This window comes from Marinomonas foliarum, assembly GCF_003337275.1.
GTDB classification, from domain to species: domain Bacteria; phylum Pseudomonadota; class Gammaproteobacteria; order Pseudomonadales; family Marinomonadaceae; genus Marinomonas; species Marinomonas foliarum.
In genome coordinates this window covers 1-15,150 of sequence record NZ_QPJQ01000053.1, presented here as the reverse complement: position 1 = coordinate 15,150, position 15,150 = coordinate 1, and the positions used below count along the sequence as shown (strand labels likewise).

The 15,150-nt window shown below is 42.4% G+C and carries 13 protein-coding genes; 3 read left to right on the top strand and 10 right to left on the bottom strand.

The annotated features are described in order from the left end of the window. Positions 1 to 171 precede the first annotated feature (171 nt). Entirely contained in the window at positions 172 to 1,425 is a 1,254-nt protein-coding gene (locus DFP77_RS18670) for a type II toxin-antitoxin system HipA family toxin (protein ID WP_114413705.1), read from the top strand. A 24-nt stretch (positions 1,426 to 1,449) separates the two neighbouring features. Next, entirely contained in the window at positions 1,450 to 2,208 is a 759-nt protein-coding gene (locus tag DFP77_RS18665; RefSeq protein ID WP_220235561.1) for a type II toxin-antitoxin system HipA family toxin, read from the top strand. A 279-nt stretch (positions 2,209 to 2,487) separates the two neighbouring features. On the opposite strand, the gene DFP77_RS18660 is transcribed toward DFP77_RS18665, so the two are convergent. The 9 genes from DFP77_RS18660 to DFP77_RS18620 form a co-directional block, all read right to left on the bottom strand. Further along, on the bottom strand, positions 2,488 to 3,201 hold the full coding sequence (locus DFP77_RS18660; RefSeq protein ID WP_100187028.1) for an HAD family hydrolase: 714 nt from the start codon (positions 3,199 to 3,201) through the stop codon (positions 2,488 to 2,490). A 2-nt stretch (positions 3,202 to 3,203) separates the two neighbouring features. Further along, a complete protein-coding gene (locus DFP77_RS18655; RefSeq protein ID WP_114413704.1) occupies positions 3,204 to 4,838 on the bottom strand; it encodes an FGGY-family carbohydrate kinase in 1,635 nt (544 codons plus the stop codon). A 527-nt stretch (positions 4,839 to 5,365) separates the two neighbouring features. Next, entirely contained in the window at positions 5,366 to 6,412 is a 1,047-nt protein-coding gene (locus DFP77_RS18650) for an aldo/keto reductase (RefSeq protein ID WP_114413703.1), read from the bottom strand. Positions 6,413 to 6,453: 41 nt separating this feature from the next. Next, complete coding sequence (locus tag DFP77_RS18645; protein ID WP_114413702.1) at positions 6,454 to 7,092, bottom strand: dihydroxyacetone kinase subunit L; 639 nt, start codon at positions 7,090 to 7,092, stop codon at positions 6,454 to 6,456. Between the two features lie 11 nt (positions 7,093 to 7,103). After that, complete coding sequence (locus tag DFP77_RS18640) at positions 7,104 to 8,105, bottom strand: dihydroxyacetone kinase subunit DhaK (protein ID WP_114413701.1); 1,002 nt, start codon at positions 8,103 to 8,105, stop codon at positions 7,104 to 7,106. Between the two features lie 16 nt (positions 8,106 to 8,121). After that, a complete protein-coding gene (locus tag DFP77_RS18635) occupies positions 8,122 to 9,162 on the bottom strand; it encodes an ABC transporter permease (protein ID WP_114413700.1) in 1,041 nt (346 codons plus the stop codon). A gap of 18 nt (positions 9,163 to 9,180) precedes the next feature. Beyond that, positions 9,181 to 10,725, bottom strand: coding sequence for a sugar ABC transporter ATP-binding protein (locus tag DFP77_RS18630; protein WP_114413699.1), 1,545 nt, complete (start codon positions 10,723 to 10,725; stop codon positions 9,181 to 9,183). Positions 10,726 to 10,849: 124 nt separating this feature from the next. Next, the gene (locus DFP77_RS18625) at positions 10,850 to 11,872 is read right to left on the bottom strand and encodes a substrate-binding domain-containing protein (RefSeq protein ID WP_220235560.1); all 1,023 of its coding nucleotides are present in this window, start codon (positions 11,870 to 11,872) and stop codon (positions 10,850 to 10,852) included. A gap of 38 nt (positions 11,873 to 11,910) precedes the next feature. Further along, positions 11,911 to 12,918, bottom strand: coding sequence for an ABC transporter permease (locus tag DFP77_RS18620; protein ID WP_220235559.1), 1,008 nt, complete (start codon positions 12,916 to 12,918; stop codon positions 11,911 to 11,913). Positions 12,919 to 13,086: 168 nt separating this feature from the next. On the opposite strand from DFP77_RS18620, the gene DFP77_RS18615 reads away from it, so the two are divergent. Next, positions 13,087 to 14,118: a LacI family DNA-binding transcriptional regulator gene (locus DFP77_RS18615; RefSeq protein ID WP_114413698.1), complete on the top strand. Its 1,032-nt coding sequence runs from the start codon at positions 13,087 to 13,089 to the stop codon at positions 14,116 to 14,118. A gap of 721 nt (positions 14,119 to 14,839) precedes the next feature. Here DFP77_RS18615 and DFP77_RS18605 read toward each other — a convergent pair. After that, positions 14,840 to 15,016, bottom strand: coding sequence for a hypothetical protein (locus tag DFP77_RS18605; RefSeq protein WP_181858593.1), 177 nt, complete (start codon positions 15,014 to 15,016; stop codon positions 14,840 to 14,842). Between the last annotated feature and the right edge of the window lie 134 nt (positions 15,017 to 15,150).

Sequence of the window (15,150 nt, the reverse complement as noted above, 5' to 3'; positions counted from 1 at the left end):
AATCTGGAGCGATTACATTCGTCGAATGGCGACCAATCACCCATTGAGTATGAAAACTCCTTTAGGAAAGTGTCCGGTTGGACTTGACCAGAACACAGCCTGATCATTCTGATGAACAAAAAAAACTATCGGATGATCCATGGAAAGGGTTATTAGAAGATGGAGACGAAGATGACAACGGAAATTAGTGTTCTTAAATTGACGCTACATGGCCATCTAGTGGGGTATTTGGCAGGGGCAAAGAATGGACGTAATGTTCTTCATTTTGCTGAAAGCTATCAATCTAGTACAGCTCGCCCTACTTTTAGCTTAACCACCCATCCAAATTTTCCACGTGCCGATAAAATGCTATCTGAGCCATGGGCAACAAACCAACGTCTGCATCCTATTTTGTCCAATCTATTGCCTGAAGGCTCCTTGCGGGAACTAATCGCTCAAGGGCTCAAAACTCATGTTGATAATGAGTTCCATATTTTGTCTTATCTGGGTATGGATTTACCGGGTGCATTAGTCGCTGAGCCAATGGAGCCTGAAGATGTTCCTGTCCATTTATTCTCATCTCATGGTCAAGTAAAAGCGGTTAAATTCGACAAACTCAGCCAAGAGAACAAGTTCTCCTTGGCAGGCGTTCAAATGAAGTTTTCCATGAAGGAAAAAGACGGTCGATACAATCTATCGAAAGACAATGTGCTTGGCGATTGGATTGTGAAAACACCTTCCACTAAACACAAAGAAGTGCCCGCCAACGAGTTCACAGCCATGACTCTCGCCTCTCTCATTGGCGTAGATATTCCTGAAATAAAATTGGTCGAGATAGACCAGTTAGACAACCTTCCTCAAATCAATCTTCCTGATGAAAAATTGGCCTTCGCTATAAAGCGATTTGATCGACGTGACGACCAACGTATTCACATGGAAGACTTTGCTCAAGTTCTTGTGAAGTACCCACATGAAAAATACAATTCAGGCAACTACGAGCAAATAGCAAAAATCCTGTATCAGTTTTCTGGTGATGGTCTAAATGACGCCCAACAACTTGCCCGTCGTTTACTCGCCAACATCCTATTAGCAAACGGCGACGCCCATTTGAAAAACTGGAGCTTACTGTATTCAGATCAAGTAACACCCAGGCTCTCGCCTGCTTACGACATAGTCACCACCAGTGTTTATATTGAAAACGAACAACACTTTGCCCTTAACCTTGCAAAGACAAAGGCTTGGTACGATGTCTCATATAAACACTTTGAACATTGGGCTACTAAATCAGATATTCCATGGCGAGCGATCAAGCCGCATCTGGACGATGTGATGGAAAAAGCCAGAACACTTTGGCCGAACGCGCTAAAAGACCTACCAATGAATGAAGATCACAAACAGCACCTAAGAGAGCACTGGCAGAGACTTCATGAGGATTTTCGAATTTGATAATGTCGAGTAAAGTCTAGGAAGTTGCGAGAGCTGATCGCTCAAGGGCTCAAAACCCATGTAGATAATGAGTTCCATATTTTGTCATATCTGGGTATGGATTTACCTGGTGCATTAGTCGCTGAACCGATGGAGCCTGAAGATGTTCCTGTCCATTTATTCTCATCTCATGGTCAAGTAAAAGCGGTTAAATTCGACAAACTCAGCCAAGAGAACAAGTTCTCCTTGGCAGGCGTTCAGATGAAGTTTTCCATGAAAGAAAAAGACGGTCGATATAATCTTTCGAAAGACAATGTGCTTGGCGATTGGATTGTGAAAACACCCTCTACTAAACACAAAGAAGTGCCCGCAAACGAGTTCACAGCCATGACTCTCGCCTCTCTCATTGGCGTTGATATTCCTGAAATAAAATTGGTCGAGATAGACCAATTAGACAACCTTCCTCAAATCAATCTTCCTGATGAAAAATTAGCTTTCGCCATAAAACGATTTGATCGACGTGACGATCAACGCATTCATATGGAAGACTTTGCTCAAGTTCTTGTGAAGTACCCACATGAAAAATACAGTTCAGGCAACTACGAACAAATAGCAAAAATCTTGTATCAGTTTTCTGGTGATGGTCTAAATGACGCCCAACAACTTGCCCGTCGTTTACTCGCCAACATCCTATTAGCAAACGGCGACGCCCATTTGAAAAACTGGAGCTTACTGTATTCAGATCAAGTACCCCCCCCCCCGATTTTCGCCTGCTTACGACATAGTCACCACCAGTGTTTATGAACAACACTTCGCTCTTAACCTTGCAAAGACGAAGGCTTGGTACGATGTCTCATATAAACACTTTGAACATTGGGCAATTAAATCAGATATTCCATGGCGAGCGATCAAACCACATTTAGACGATACGATGGAAAAAGCCAGAAACCTTTGGCCTGAGGCTTTAAAAAACCTACCGATGAATGAAGCACATAAAAAACAACTGAAAGAACACTGGCAGAGACTTCATGAAGATTTTCAAGTTTGAAACTGTATAGCAAAGTCAAGTCCATTACTCTTAGGTTAGTTGATCTCTGATAGCTTCTCAACCACTTCAGCAACCTCTTCATAGCTACTTACAACCCAATGGGCTCCAGCCTCAATAAGTCGTTGTTTGTGATTTGGATGCTTTGCATGAGAGCCAGCAGTCAGGCCTATACAAAGCATCCCGGCACGTCGAGCGGCTTCGACACCAGCAGGACTGTCTTCAATAACTAGAGCACAGTCCGCAGGAACAGACATATTTTTTGCTGCAAATAAAAACAAATCCGGTGCTGGCTTGCCACTTTGAACCATAGTGGAAGAGAAAATATTGCCAGCAAAATACGACTTAAGCTTTGTAGCAGTTAGACTCACATCAATTCGTTCTGGATGAGAGGATGAAGCAACGCAAACAGGCAAATCGAGTGATTCAATGAAGCTCCTTACACCTTGAACGGGCTGTAGCTCTTCTTTAAAACACGTAAACAACTGTTTGTTCATTTCATCCAACGATTCCTGCGATAGCATTACGCCTTGTTTAGCAAACAATTCATCCCGTGCCGATTTCATACTGCGACCTTGGAATTGTTGAATTACCTCTTCTTCACTCAGTATTCCACCTTGTTTAAGAATCACATCATGCAAAGCCGCAATAGACAAATTTTCACTGTCAACTAACACGCCATCGCAATCAAAGATAATTAACTTGAGCTTTCCAAGTTCAGATGCCACTGCTATTTCAGTATCGAATGTCACGGTTACAACTCCCTAGCAACAGATTGAAGTCTACAAAACGCTAAGAATCGAGCATCATGCTGTTTGCAGATATCAGTCTCGGCCGGTAAATACTTTTTCCCAAAAGAAGACATGGCTTTCATCGCACTTTCTAAGTTGGAATATCTGCCAGCAGCAACCGCAGCTAGCATAGCGGTTCCAAGCATGACGGGTTCATCCGAGCTTGGTGCAATCACCTCTTTACCAGTTGCGTCAGAAATGAGCTGACGCACCAATGGATCTTGTCCAGCACCGCCACTGATAATAACCCTTGAGATGGTCAACCCTTGTTCTGCCTGAGCTTCGATAATTTGTCGCAACCCATAAGCAAGTCCGCAAATACCAGCGATATAAAGTGTTACTAGGCTATCAATAGATTTATCCATATTTAACCCCGCTATGATTGCTCTGGCTTTTGGATCAGCAAAAGGTGCCCTATTACCCAAAAACTCAGGGACAACGTGTACCCCCTTGGCTAGATTGATCGCTTCACTCAAATTATGAATGTTTGATTTAGCACGATTAGACAGCCATACACTCAAAGGAAGTTTGGCTTCCTTTGCTAACTGCTGCGCTTCGGCTGAAGAAGGATGCATCATTACCAAGTGATCAATTGCTGCCCCTGCCGCAGACTGGCCAGCTTCGTTAAGCCACATTTCTGGGAGCATTGCTGAGAAATAAGGCCCCCAAACACCGGGTACTTTTATCGCATTTGATGAGGTCGTTAAGGTACAAGCCGAGGTGCCAAAAACATAAGCCATACATTCAGAGGGCGCAGAAATTCCGTCTTCTGTTAGTGCTCCAACAGATCCAATAGCGCCGGCATGAGCGTCAATTAACCCAGCCGCCACCGCGGTTCCTGCGTTTAACCCAAGTTGCATTGCAGCACTATCCGTTAAGCCTTGTGCTAACGATGTTCCAGGAGAAACAACCTCAGAGCCGATTTTTGAAAACTGAGTATGAGATAAATCTTCTAACCCAATGGCTTCGAAATAAGAGGCGTCCCAACGGCTTTCATGGGCAAGGTAAGTCCATTTGCACACAAGCGTACAAATAGACCGTGCCAATGAACCTGATGCTCTAAAGGTAAGATAATCCGTTAGATCAAAGAAATGCGCAGCTTTGTGATAAGTCTCTGGCAAGTATTTTTTAAGCCACAATAATTTCGGTGTTTGCATCTCTGGTGAGATGCGATTCCCGACGTAGTTTAAAACACTATGTCCGAGTGCATTAATATCATGAGCTTGGTCGGTTGCTCGTTGATCCATCCAAACAATAACATTACGTTCCGCAATGTTATGCTCGCCAACGGGTAAAGGGGCAAAGCTCTCATCTACAACCACTAAAGAGCAAGTGGCGTCGAATGATAAGCCGACAATAGCATCAGCAGACAATTTCGATGCACTGACGACAGACTTCACACAGGCACAGATGGCTTGCCAAATATTGTCGGACGATTGTTCGTATCGAGCATCGACGTCTTGAAACGTTGTGATCTCATGCTTCGCAACATGTAGCATATTACCTTGTAGATCGAATAAGCCAGCTCTAGCGCTTCCAGTGCCGACGTCAACACCTATAACATAATTGGCAGGTGCATCATGAACGTGGTTTCTCATCTATCTTTTCTCCACATAAAACTTTGTTGTTATACAAACAACTAAATCTCGAATCGTGCCCATGGATAGCATTGTTATTAGAAACACTAAAGGAATGATGATACATGGCTGCGTTCAACTACTACTCGTTAGTAATTCTTTGGAGGCGAGTTAATCGCTTTAAACAGCTGTGACATCTAGACCTTTCAACACAGTTCCTATCCAGATAAATATCATGCTTTACTGAATGGTAAAATCGAGAATACGAGCAAATAGCTGAACATAACGTTGCACACATAAGCCCCCAAGTTATCGCATCGTCACTATCTTACTTAAAAATAAAAAAGTCTTTTTCTCGTGCGGTCACTTTGAAGTTGTATTGTTATACCAAGCTCTTCAGAAAGAACCCGCTAATTCAAAACCGTTCGACTATTCAGTTAAACCGCAAATACATTCAATATAACCGAATAGTTTCAGTGTCCATAATACAAACAGTTAAACCAATACCATGCAAAAGGTTAGCCTGGGGACTCAGCACAAAGAAATGATTAAAAGGCACCTGCCCCTGCTAAATCAGACAAACCGAACCGTGAAGCAGCAAATTGAGACTGGTGCCAAAGCGGATAAATTTGTGGTGGCCTGCTTACATTATCGAGAAGTACTAATTCTTCTGAACTCAAAACCAAATCTAAGGCACGGAAGTTATTTTCAAACTGTTGTACAGAAGTTCCACCAACAATCAATGATGCGACAGCTGGACGCGAGAGTGTCCAAGCCAAAGCAATCTGAGCCGCCTCAACCTTATGAATAGATGCAATATCATTTAAAACATCTACAATCTTCCATAAGCGATCTTGATCACGAATAGGTGGTTCACTCCAGCCTCGCGCCTGACGACTACCTGAAGCAATAGGTGTATCACGAGTATGCTTACCACTCAGTAGTCCTGCAGCAAGCGGACTCCAGACAGTAACACCAATCCCTTGATCAACTGAAAGAGGCAAAAGTTCATATTCGGCTTCTCGTGCCTCAAGGGTATAATGGATTTGCTGTGTCACAAAGCGTTGAAAGTCTTTTCGCTCAGATGCCATCAAGGATTTCATAATCTGCCATCCAGTGTAATTGGAACAACCTGCATAGCGTATTTTGCCCTGACGGACCAGTGTATCGAGCGCTTCCATCGTCTCTTCTACCGGAGTTTGACCATCCCATTCATGAATATGGTATATATCAATATGATCTCTTTTTAATCGCTTAAGTGAACGTTCGCATTCGCGAATTAAATGCCATCGGCTTGAACCTTCATCATTTGGTCCTTCACCAATATTCATACGTGCTTTGGTGGATACCAGAATATCTGCACTGCGACCGGTAAGCGCTTCACCAACGATCTCTTCTGACAGACCAGTTGAGTACATATTAGCGGTATCGATTAAATTAACTCCATGTTCGATACAACAATCCATAAGCCGAGATGCCTCTTTCCCCCCCTGAGATGCGATAGCCGCAAACGGCCCACATCCACCAAAAGAAAAAGTGCCCATAGCCAAAGCTGAAACTTTTAGGCCGCTCCATCCGAGTGTTCGATACTGCATATTGCCTCTCCTAATACACTGAAGTTTTAATAAATGTAAATTTAGAGTTCACTAACAAAATCAGCCATCGCCTTGATCAAAATAACAGCAACAGTACTGCCTGCATCTTGAATACCACGGGTTTTCTCTTGAAAAGCTGCTGCTTTACCATGTTGAGCGACCAAGTCCTTTGTGGCTTCGAGCGCCTCTGATGCACTTGCATATGCAATATGTAGAGCTTCCGTCAAAGCTGCACCAGATTCAGCTTGTTTGATCATTGTTTCAGCAATAGGGTGCAATACATCAACGACCGTTTTATCACCAACTTGCACACGGCCACGCTGAGCCACACCATCACGAAATGCCACCCAAAAATCAGCAAGCTGAACTGTTCCTAGCATTTCACAATCTTTCACTGCAGCTGATCCACGCATGAAGCCAGTAGCCATAAGCGTACCCATTGTCGATGGTGCTGCACGTGCAATTGCCACACCTGCCGTTTTAAGTTGTGTTTCAACACTTGCATCTTCAAGCGCAGAAACAGCTGCTGTTGCCGCTGCAAAACCTTTGGCCATTGTCAAACCAAGATCGCTGTCACCGACTTTACTATCGAGGGCAATCAAAGCGTCTTTTTGTTCAGCAAACACTTCAGAGAAACGTTCAAAGAGAATAGGAAGATTGGTTTTAGTTATGTTATCCATAATGCTCACCTCTAAAACTTAATATGTTTAAAAAACGGTGTATTCGCTCCAGCAGCGATAAGAGGTTCGAGCTCGTCATCTAACTTTAGGACAGAAATCGAAGCACCTGCCATTTCCATAGATGTTGCAAATTCACCGATGAAAACGTGTCGAATATTTGCACCCGCTTGCTTTAACACTTGAGCGGTACGGCGATAAATAACGTAGAGTTCTTCCAGAGGCGTCGCACCAAGACCGTTAATCAAAACGGCTACATCGCTTTCTGTTTCATAAGATTGCTCGGCTAGAATAAGAGCCATCATTTCGTCGACTACATCATCTGCAGCCGCCATCTTTTTTCGAGTGATACCATTCTCTCCATGAATACCCATGCCTATTTCCATTTCATCTTCGCCTATGTTGAAACTCGGCTTGCCTATTTCAGGTACGATGCATGGCGACAAAGCTACACCGATAGTGCGAGTTCGTACGCTTGCTTTTTCAGCTATGCGAGCAACCTCATCTAGTGATTTCATCTGTGCTGCTGCAGCACCCGCTGCTTTGTATAGAAAGAAAATACCTGCAACACCACGTCTCTTATGCTCTTCACCAACAACCGAGGATGCTACGTCATCACATCCGACAACTGTTGCTGTTTTGATGCCATCAAAATCAGCTAACTCGCCTGCCATATCGAAATTGATTAGGTCACCAGAATAATTACCATATAGATAAAGAACACCAGCACCTTGATCGACATACTTTGTCACTTCGAGTATCTGTTCAGACGATGGCGACTGAAAAACACCACCAACACCAGCACCATCCAACATGTTATCGCCCACGTATCCAAGGAATAAGGGCAAGTGACCAGATCCACCACCTGTCACCAATCCTACTTTGCCTTTTACAGGCTCAGTACGAACGAAACAGCGCAAATCATTGGCTACATTAGTCACTTCCGGATGAGCTAGGTAGATACCTTCAAGCATTTCATCAACGAAGTTTTCAGGATTATTGAGGAATTTCTTCATATTTTTAACTCCAGAATTAAAGGGCAGACTTACGGTCGCGCAGGACGAAAAAGGCTGCGGCCAGAAGAATAAAAGCACCGACAACGACACGTTGCCAAGTACTTGGAATACCAACGAGAACAAGTACGTTGTTGACCACTGTGACAAGCAAAACTCCCAGAACTGTTCCAAAAACAGTACCCGTTCCGCCAGTAATACGTGCCCCACCTAAAACAACGGCAGCTATGACACCAATTTCGATTCCAGCAAAGTCAAATGGATTGGCCATACGATTAGCTGAGGCTTGAATAACTCCTGCCAACCCAGCCAATGCTCCTGCATAACCAAAGGCAAAGATTCGTACTTTTCTCAGGTCGTAACCAAGCCTTTCAGCGACATTAGAATTACCACCAACAGCAAATATCGCTCGCCCCATAAGCGTGCGATTGAAGACGAACCACGTCGTAATCGCGGCAATGGGAAAGACTAAGAAATAGACAGGCAAACTAACAGTAACGCCGCTATTAGCCTCTATTTCAAACAAGGAAAACTTTCCAAAGTCAATCATTTGAGATGGCATTTCCATCAACCAAACGGTGCCAATGAAAACTAGCAAAATACCACGAAATAAGTATTGTGTTCCGATAGTTACGATTAAAGCTGGCACCCTTAATCCATGCACCAAAACACCATTCACAGCTCCAAGAGTGGCGCCAATAAGCACAGAGAAAAGAATAATTAAAATCATCGGCATACCCGGAAAAACATTAATCACAAAGCTACTCACACCATACATAGCAAGAGCACCTATAGCAGGGAACGAAATATCAATTCCACCAGCGGCTAAAACGGTGAAGACACCGAGGGCAAACAGCCCTATCACCACACTTGCTCGAGCAATATCAACTAAAGATGACATATTAAAAAAAGATGGATTTATAAAGGCAACTGCCCCACAAATCATGACCAGCAAAATCAAACTTATAGTTTCAGGGCGCCCTTTAAATAGAAAAAAAATCCATTTACGTTCAAGATCAGGTGAATAGTCAGCCTTTTCAGATATTGTTTTATCAGTCATTTTGGTACACCGTTTTAATTATGCAGTCTCTTGTGGACTGGTGATCATAGATTGGTAAATATGATCGTCGCTCACTTCTTCAGCATTAAAGTTTTCGACAATTCGCCCTGAACTCATCACAAGGATACGATCACAATTTTGGAGTAACTCAGGTAAATCATCAGAAACGACTATTAAACTTATTCCACGCTCTGCCATTTCTTGAATGGCGTGAAAAATAGTCTCTTTTGAACCTACATCCACACCTACTGTCGGTCCGTGCAAAATCAATAACCGTGGATTGATACTCAGCCATCGTCCGATTAAAACTCTCTGCTGATTACCTCCTGACAATGCGCTAACTGGTAAGTCTAAATCTTTAGTATTCAGCTTCATCCCTGAAGATATTTCACCAGCAGCGGCTCTCCCTTTTTTATCATCCAGCAAGCCAAACTTTCCTAAAATACGATTAAGAATTAAAGGAACCTCGTTTTCGTAAATGGATTTTTCAATGAAAAGACCTTCTGACAAGCGGTCCTCGGGTACATACCCTATTCCGTAACTAATAGCGCTTGCTGGAGAGGTAATGTGGATTGCTTCGCCTTCGAGAGTTAAGACTCCATGCGGGATAGAAATATGGCCTGCTAAAGCCATTGCAAGCTCATTGCGACCAGAATCAGATAAACCTGTGATACCGACAATCTCACCATGCCGGATATTAAAGCTGATATCACGGAAGGCATGCCCTGAACTTAAATCTTTTATATCAAGTAGCGTGGTATTTTTGGGTTTTCCAACTCTATAACGGGTAGCTTCAATTGAGCGACCTGTCATAAGTTCTGCTAGTTGGGAACGCGTATAATTTTCAATCGGGCCTTGAGCAACACAAAGACCATCACGAAAGACTATAGCTTCGCCGCCAATCCGGTAGCTCTCTTCAAGCTTATGGGTTACAAAAAGGACAGCTACATTATTATCAAGTAACCTTCCAACAACTTCGATCAGTACCTCGACCTCATGGCGTGTTAACGAAGTCGTGGGCTCATCCATGATTACAAGGCGTGCATCTGAGGCTATAGCACGAGCGATAGCTACACGCTGACGTATTGCCAAAGGTAAATCAGAAATAGTTTTACCTAAAAGTGTTTGGTCTGCTTCCAAACCAACTTTACGCAAAGCAGCAATAGCTGTTTGTTTTATTTTTTGATGATCTAGTCGGTAAAGAAGTCGTCCTTTTCCAGCAACAAGCTGCTCTCCCAACGCTACATTTTCCGCCACTGTAAGATTGGGAAGTAGTGAGAGATCTTGATATACAGTTTCTATTCCAGCTTCCAAAGCTGCCATCGGCGACAAATAGTTTAGATGCTTACCATCTAAACTAATAATGCCTTCTGTTGGCTCATGCGCTCCAGACATAATCTTAATAACGGTACTTTTTCCGCAGCCATTTTCGCCTAGCAAATGATAGGCTTTACCTTGTTCAATCGTCAGATCGACACCACGTAATGCGTGGACGCCACCAAATCTCTTATGAATACCACTCAGGGATAAAAAAGCTGCTTTTGATGATGGTTTTTTACTCATGGGGTTATACCCTCTAAAAAGACGATTCAAGCAGACCAAAGGCCAGCCATGTTTTAAAAGGGAACAGCCGAAGTAAACATTCAAAGATTCACTTTCTTCAGCCGTTCCTATCCATCAGTCATTTTTAGAAAAGGTGTTCTTTATAGGTCTCTTTATCAACAAGAACCATACCGTTACCAATTAGTAACTTGCCAGCACCTGCACCGGGACGCACAGAGACTTTTTCATAACCATCAACACCAAGGTTCATACCATCTTCGATCTGGCCGCCTTCAAGTAAAATACGTGCGACTTCATTCATTGCCATACCTGCTTTTTGTGGATCCCAGAAGCCGATTGCAGTAATAGCACCACTATCTAAGTACGCCGCAGAAGGGTTTGGCAAACCTGTACCAACAAGGCAAACCTTACCGGTAAGACCAGCTTCTTCAATAGCACGACCAACGCCTAGAACATCATTGCCTGCAGATGTTTGAAATCCTTTGATATCAGGGTGTTTGCGTAAGATCTCTTTAGCCTTTTGATAGGTGCCATTTGCATCATCGAAAGACTCATTGTTTGGATCAACAAGTTGCATTTTCGGATACTTCATAGCATTTTTTTCACCTGCACCGACCCATTGCAAATGAGTACGGCTGCCAAGTGACCCAACAAACGTCGTCCACTTACCTTGGCCACCCATACAATCCGCAAGACGCTCGTTTAGTGCAGTACCATACTCTGTGTTATCGAAAGCTTCGACATCAACCATAGTATTAACTTGGTTGTCAGCCTCGTGTGTAACGACAATTGTTCCACGAGCTATAGCGCGTTTAAGAAGGGCTTCAAGTATTGTTGGGTCCATCGGCACCACTGCAAGAGCATCAGTACCTTTGGCGATCAAATCTTGGATGATTTGCATTTGCTGAGCAGCATCTGCCGTCGCCGGACCAACTTGAGAAATATTCATTTCAGGATGTTGTTTTGCATACAAATCAACTCCCGTCTCCATTCGGTCAAACCATGGAATACCGCTAATTTTTACAACAGTTGTGATTGTTTTATCTTCTGCTGCAAAAACACTATTCCCAGCCAAATTCACACCCATGACAGCGGTGAATAAAGCTGCTTTGACACTTTTATTTAACATATTATTTTTATTTTTCATTTTACTTTCTCCTACAGTTACCCTCTATGTTTCTTCTATTACTCCGTCGCGCGAGGGGAACGCATCGAAGCAATTGATGCTAAAATCTGGTTTATTAAATTAAATCGCCCTACGGCCAAGAAACACAAAAGAAGAGCGCCCCAGGCCAAATCTCGAACAAAATTCGATAACCCAATAAAGTTAAGTAAGCTTGATAAGAGTTGTAATACGACAGCTGATAGAATGACAGTACTCACACGACCATATCCTCCCTCAGGTCGCACACCAGCCATAATTGCAATCAAAATAGCTATAAGCAGATAGGATGTTCCATAGTCCCATTTAACGTTGATATTGCGTGCCGCTATAATAACTCCAGCAATGCCAGCTAAAAGTCCCGATAGAGCATAAGTTGTAACTATGATCTTTCCACTTGGAAAACCACTGTAGGCTGCAGCTTTGGGGTTTGCGCCTGTAAGCATCAGCCTCATACCATAAGGCGTGTACTTCAAGACCACACCTAAGACAAAACCGATAACTACGAAAAGAATAAAACTTGAAGGAATGCCGAAGATAAGACCATTACCAATTGAGTAAAGAGAATCAGTAATGCCGACGGTTACTGATCTGCCATCAGACAAAACTACAGCCACACCAGTAAATATCATTTGTGTACCCAACGTACCAAGAATTGGGGTGATGCCAAACCGTGATATAACTATTCCATTCAAAATCCCCCCGAGCAACCCAATAACCATACATCCGATTACAAAGATTATTGTGAAAAGCAAAGGATCCTGAGATGCATCAATAAGAGAGAGTGTAAAAATTCCAGACGCGACACCAGACAAGTTTGCGTTTGCGATTCCGGATAAGTCAATTCCTCCATTACCCGCACACATCGCCAACATGACACCAATGGCCAAAAGACCAATTTCGGGTACCTGCATAGCCATTGATTGGAGGTTGAACAAAGATAGGTAAGTGCCGCCAGAAACGACACCACCAAATCCAAACAAAACGATGATTAAAACGCATAACATCCAAAGATTCGCATCACGCTTCACAACTCACCCCCTAAAATTTAGTAAAAATGACAGTTGATTTACTAAACCATACCAGTAAGATTTTTAGTGTACAATAGATATTTAACTAAAAAATATGGCTTTATTCTTGAAAAAAAGACATAAATTGTTTACTAAACAACTTCAATAATAAGAATTGATATTTAAACTATGGATAAAACTAGCAAGAAAACAGTTACTCTTAGACAAGTAGCTGAGCATGCCAAAGTGTCAACATCGACAGCTTCACTCGTACTTAATGGTAAAGGTGACATATCCCAAGCAACTCGAGACAGAGTTCATACTGCTGTGTCGGAACTTGACTATCGACTTAAAGTAACCAAATCAAAAAGTGTTTCATCCCTCAAGCTACGCTTTCTTAAAATCGCTAAGCACGGCCAAACAGTAAACCGTGATCACAACCATTTCATTTCTGACTATATAGACGGTATGTCCATTGAGGCCTCCCGCCGCGATTATGTTCTAGAAGTCTTAACACTTAATGACACAGATTTACCAAGCATACTTGAAGCAATAGAAGGGAGTGATCTCGGCGGTGTTATTGCGTTAGGTACAGAACTTTCAGAAGAAGACATCATCGCCCTTTCTAAATGTGGACAGTGCATTGTTTTTATAGATACTTTTTTTCCGTTTTTGGAAGCTAACTTCGTAAACATGGATAATGACCAAACAATTTTTGCAGTAGTCTCCAGTTTTAAAAAATCTGGGTTCAAACGGATTGGATTTGTTGGTAGTCATACTAATGTCGCCAACTTTAAATTACGTGAAGAAGCTTTTCATCGCGCATGCAGCAAACTAGACATCCAAACATCTGAGAGGGATATATTTTCTGTAGCGGCCACACGTGAAGAGGCATACAAACAAGCAAAGTTACATCTAGAAAAAGCAGATAGTATTGCTGAAGCCTATTTTTGCGTTAACGATATAGTGGCCTTTGGCGTGATGCGTGCACTACAAGAACTTGGGTACAACATTCCATTTGATGTATCTGTAGTCGGTTTTGATAACTTACCAATGAGCAGCCTTCTCTCTCCCTCCCTCACAACTATAGATGTACCAAAGCAACAAATCGGGTCTATGGCCATTCGATTAATTGATGACATGATAATAGCGCATGCAACCAATCCCCCCATAAAAGCACTAGTAACAGGTAAGCTTATTATTAGAGAAAGCTCAAGCTGATCTCTCCCAACCAAATATACTTAACATAGTAATAACAAATGTTTATATTGAAAACGAACAACACTTTGCCCTTAATCTCGCAAAGACAAAGGCTTGGTACGATGTCTCATATAAACACTTTGAACATTGGGCCACTAAATCAGATATTCCATGGCGAGCGATCAAACCGCATCTGCACCATGCGATGGAAAAAGCGAGAACACTTTGGCCTGAGATTTTGAACAACCTACCAATGCAACAAGAGCACAAACACCAGCTAAGAGCGCATTGGCAAAGGCTTCATGATGATTTTCGACTTTAAAAGAAATATATTTTGGTAACCATTAAAGTAATTTTCTGTAGACCAAAGTTACAAAATAATCTGCTGGCAACAGCACCATTCACATCAGATTATGATTAGATTGATCATGTTATTCAAATCATAGGGTGTGTTATGTGGATATGGCAATAAAACCAGACTGCATGGCTGATGATCTATGCAGAATAACGTTAACCTGCATAGATGTTTGAATTTTTCATCTGAAGATTATCGCATAATTGGTAGAGGTTCTGTTAAGTTAACAGTACCGAGCTTTGAATTGTAACCCTCTCATACCCTTGTATTAAAATCATACAAAGTGCCGAGATGAAAACCATAGCAAGATTCAAATAGGATATTAAAGGAGCCAGTAAGACTGGCTCAAAAGACTATAGAGTCAACATAGATTAAGAATAAATGCGATTAACCCAGTGCTGCAAAAGCCTCGCGCGTTAAGTTTCTTCCACTCCCTTCAAGAACGTTAATATTATCTTCAATACGGATGCCACCGTATGGAAATAACGTTTCAATCAGGTCTAAATCTAAACCATGTTGTGGCTCATTTTTAATTAATCCGTCAATTAAGGAGCATGCGATCAAGTCTAGCTGCGCGCCTTAACATTCTGAAAAGCCCAATGTCAGTCAGTAATGTGGCTGGTTTATCACTTTTCTACCACTAAACAAGATAATTGAACCTTGTTTAGTGGTTTTTAAACGGATTAACCCCTTGCGGC

Coding starts and splice junctions, on each gene's coding strand:
- DFP77_RS18630 (WP_114413699.1), bottom strand. CDS start 10,725: ATGAGTAAAAAACCATCATCAAAAGCAGCTTTTTTATCCCTGAGTGGT.
- DFP77_RS18650 (WP_114413703.1), bottom strand. CDS start 6,412: ATGCAGTATCGAACACTCGGATGGAGCGGCCTAAAAGTTTCAGCTTTG.
- DFP77_RS18670 (WP_114413705.1), top strand. CDS start 172: ATGACAACGGAAATTAGTGTTCTTAAATTGACGCTACATGGCCATCTA.
- DFP77_RS18615 (WP_114413698.1), top strand. CDS start 13,087: ATGGATAAAACTAGCAAGAAAACAGTTACTCTTAGACAAGTAGCTGAG.
- DFP77_RS18635 (WP_114413700.1), bottom strand. CDS start 9,162: ATGACTGATAAAACAATATCTGAAAAGGCTGACTATTCACCTGATCTT.
- DFP77_RS18625 (WP_220235560.1), bottom strand. CDS start 11,872: ATGAAAAATAAAAATAATATGTTAAATAAAAGTGTCAAAGCAGCTTTA.
- DFP77_RS18645 (WP_114413702.1), bottom strand. CDS start 7,092: ATGGATAACATAACTAAAACCAATCTTCCTATTCTCTTTGAACGTTTC.
- DFP77_RS18655 (WP_114413704.1), bottom strand. CDS start 4,838: ATGAGAAACCACGTTCATGATGCACCTGCCAATTATGTTATAGGTGTT.
- DFP77_RS18640 (WP_114413701.1), bottom strand. CDS start 8,105: ATGAAGAAATTCCTCAATAATCCTGAAAACTTCGTTGATGAAATGCTT.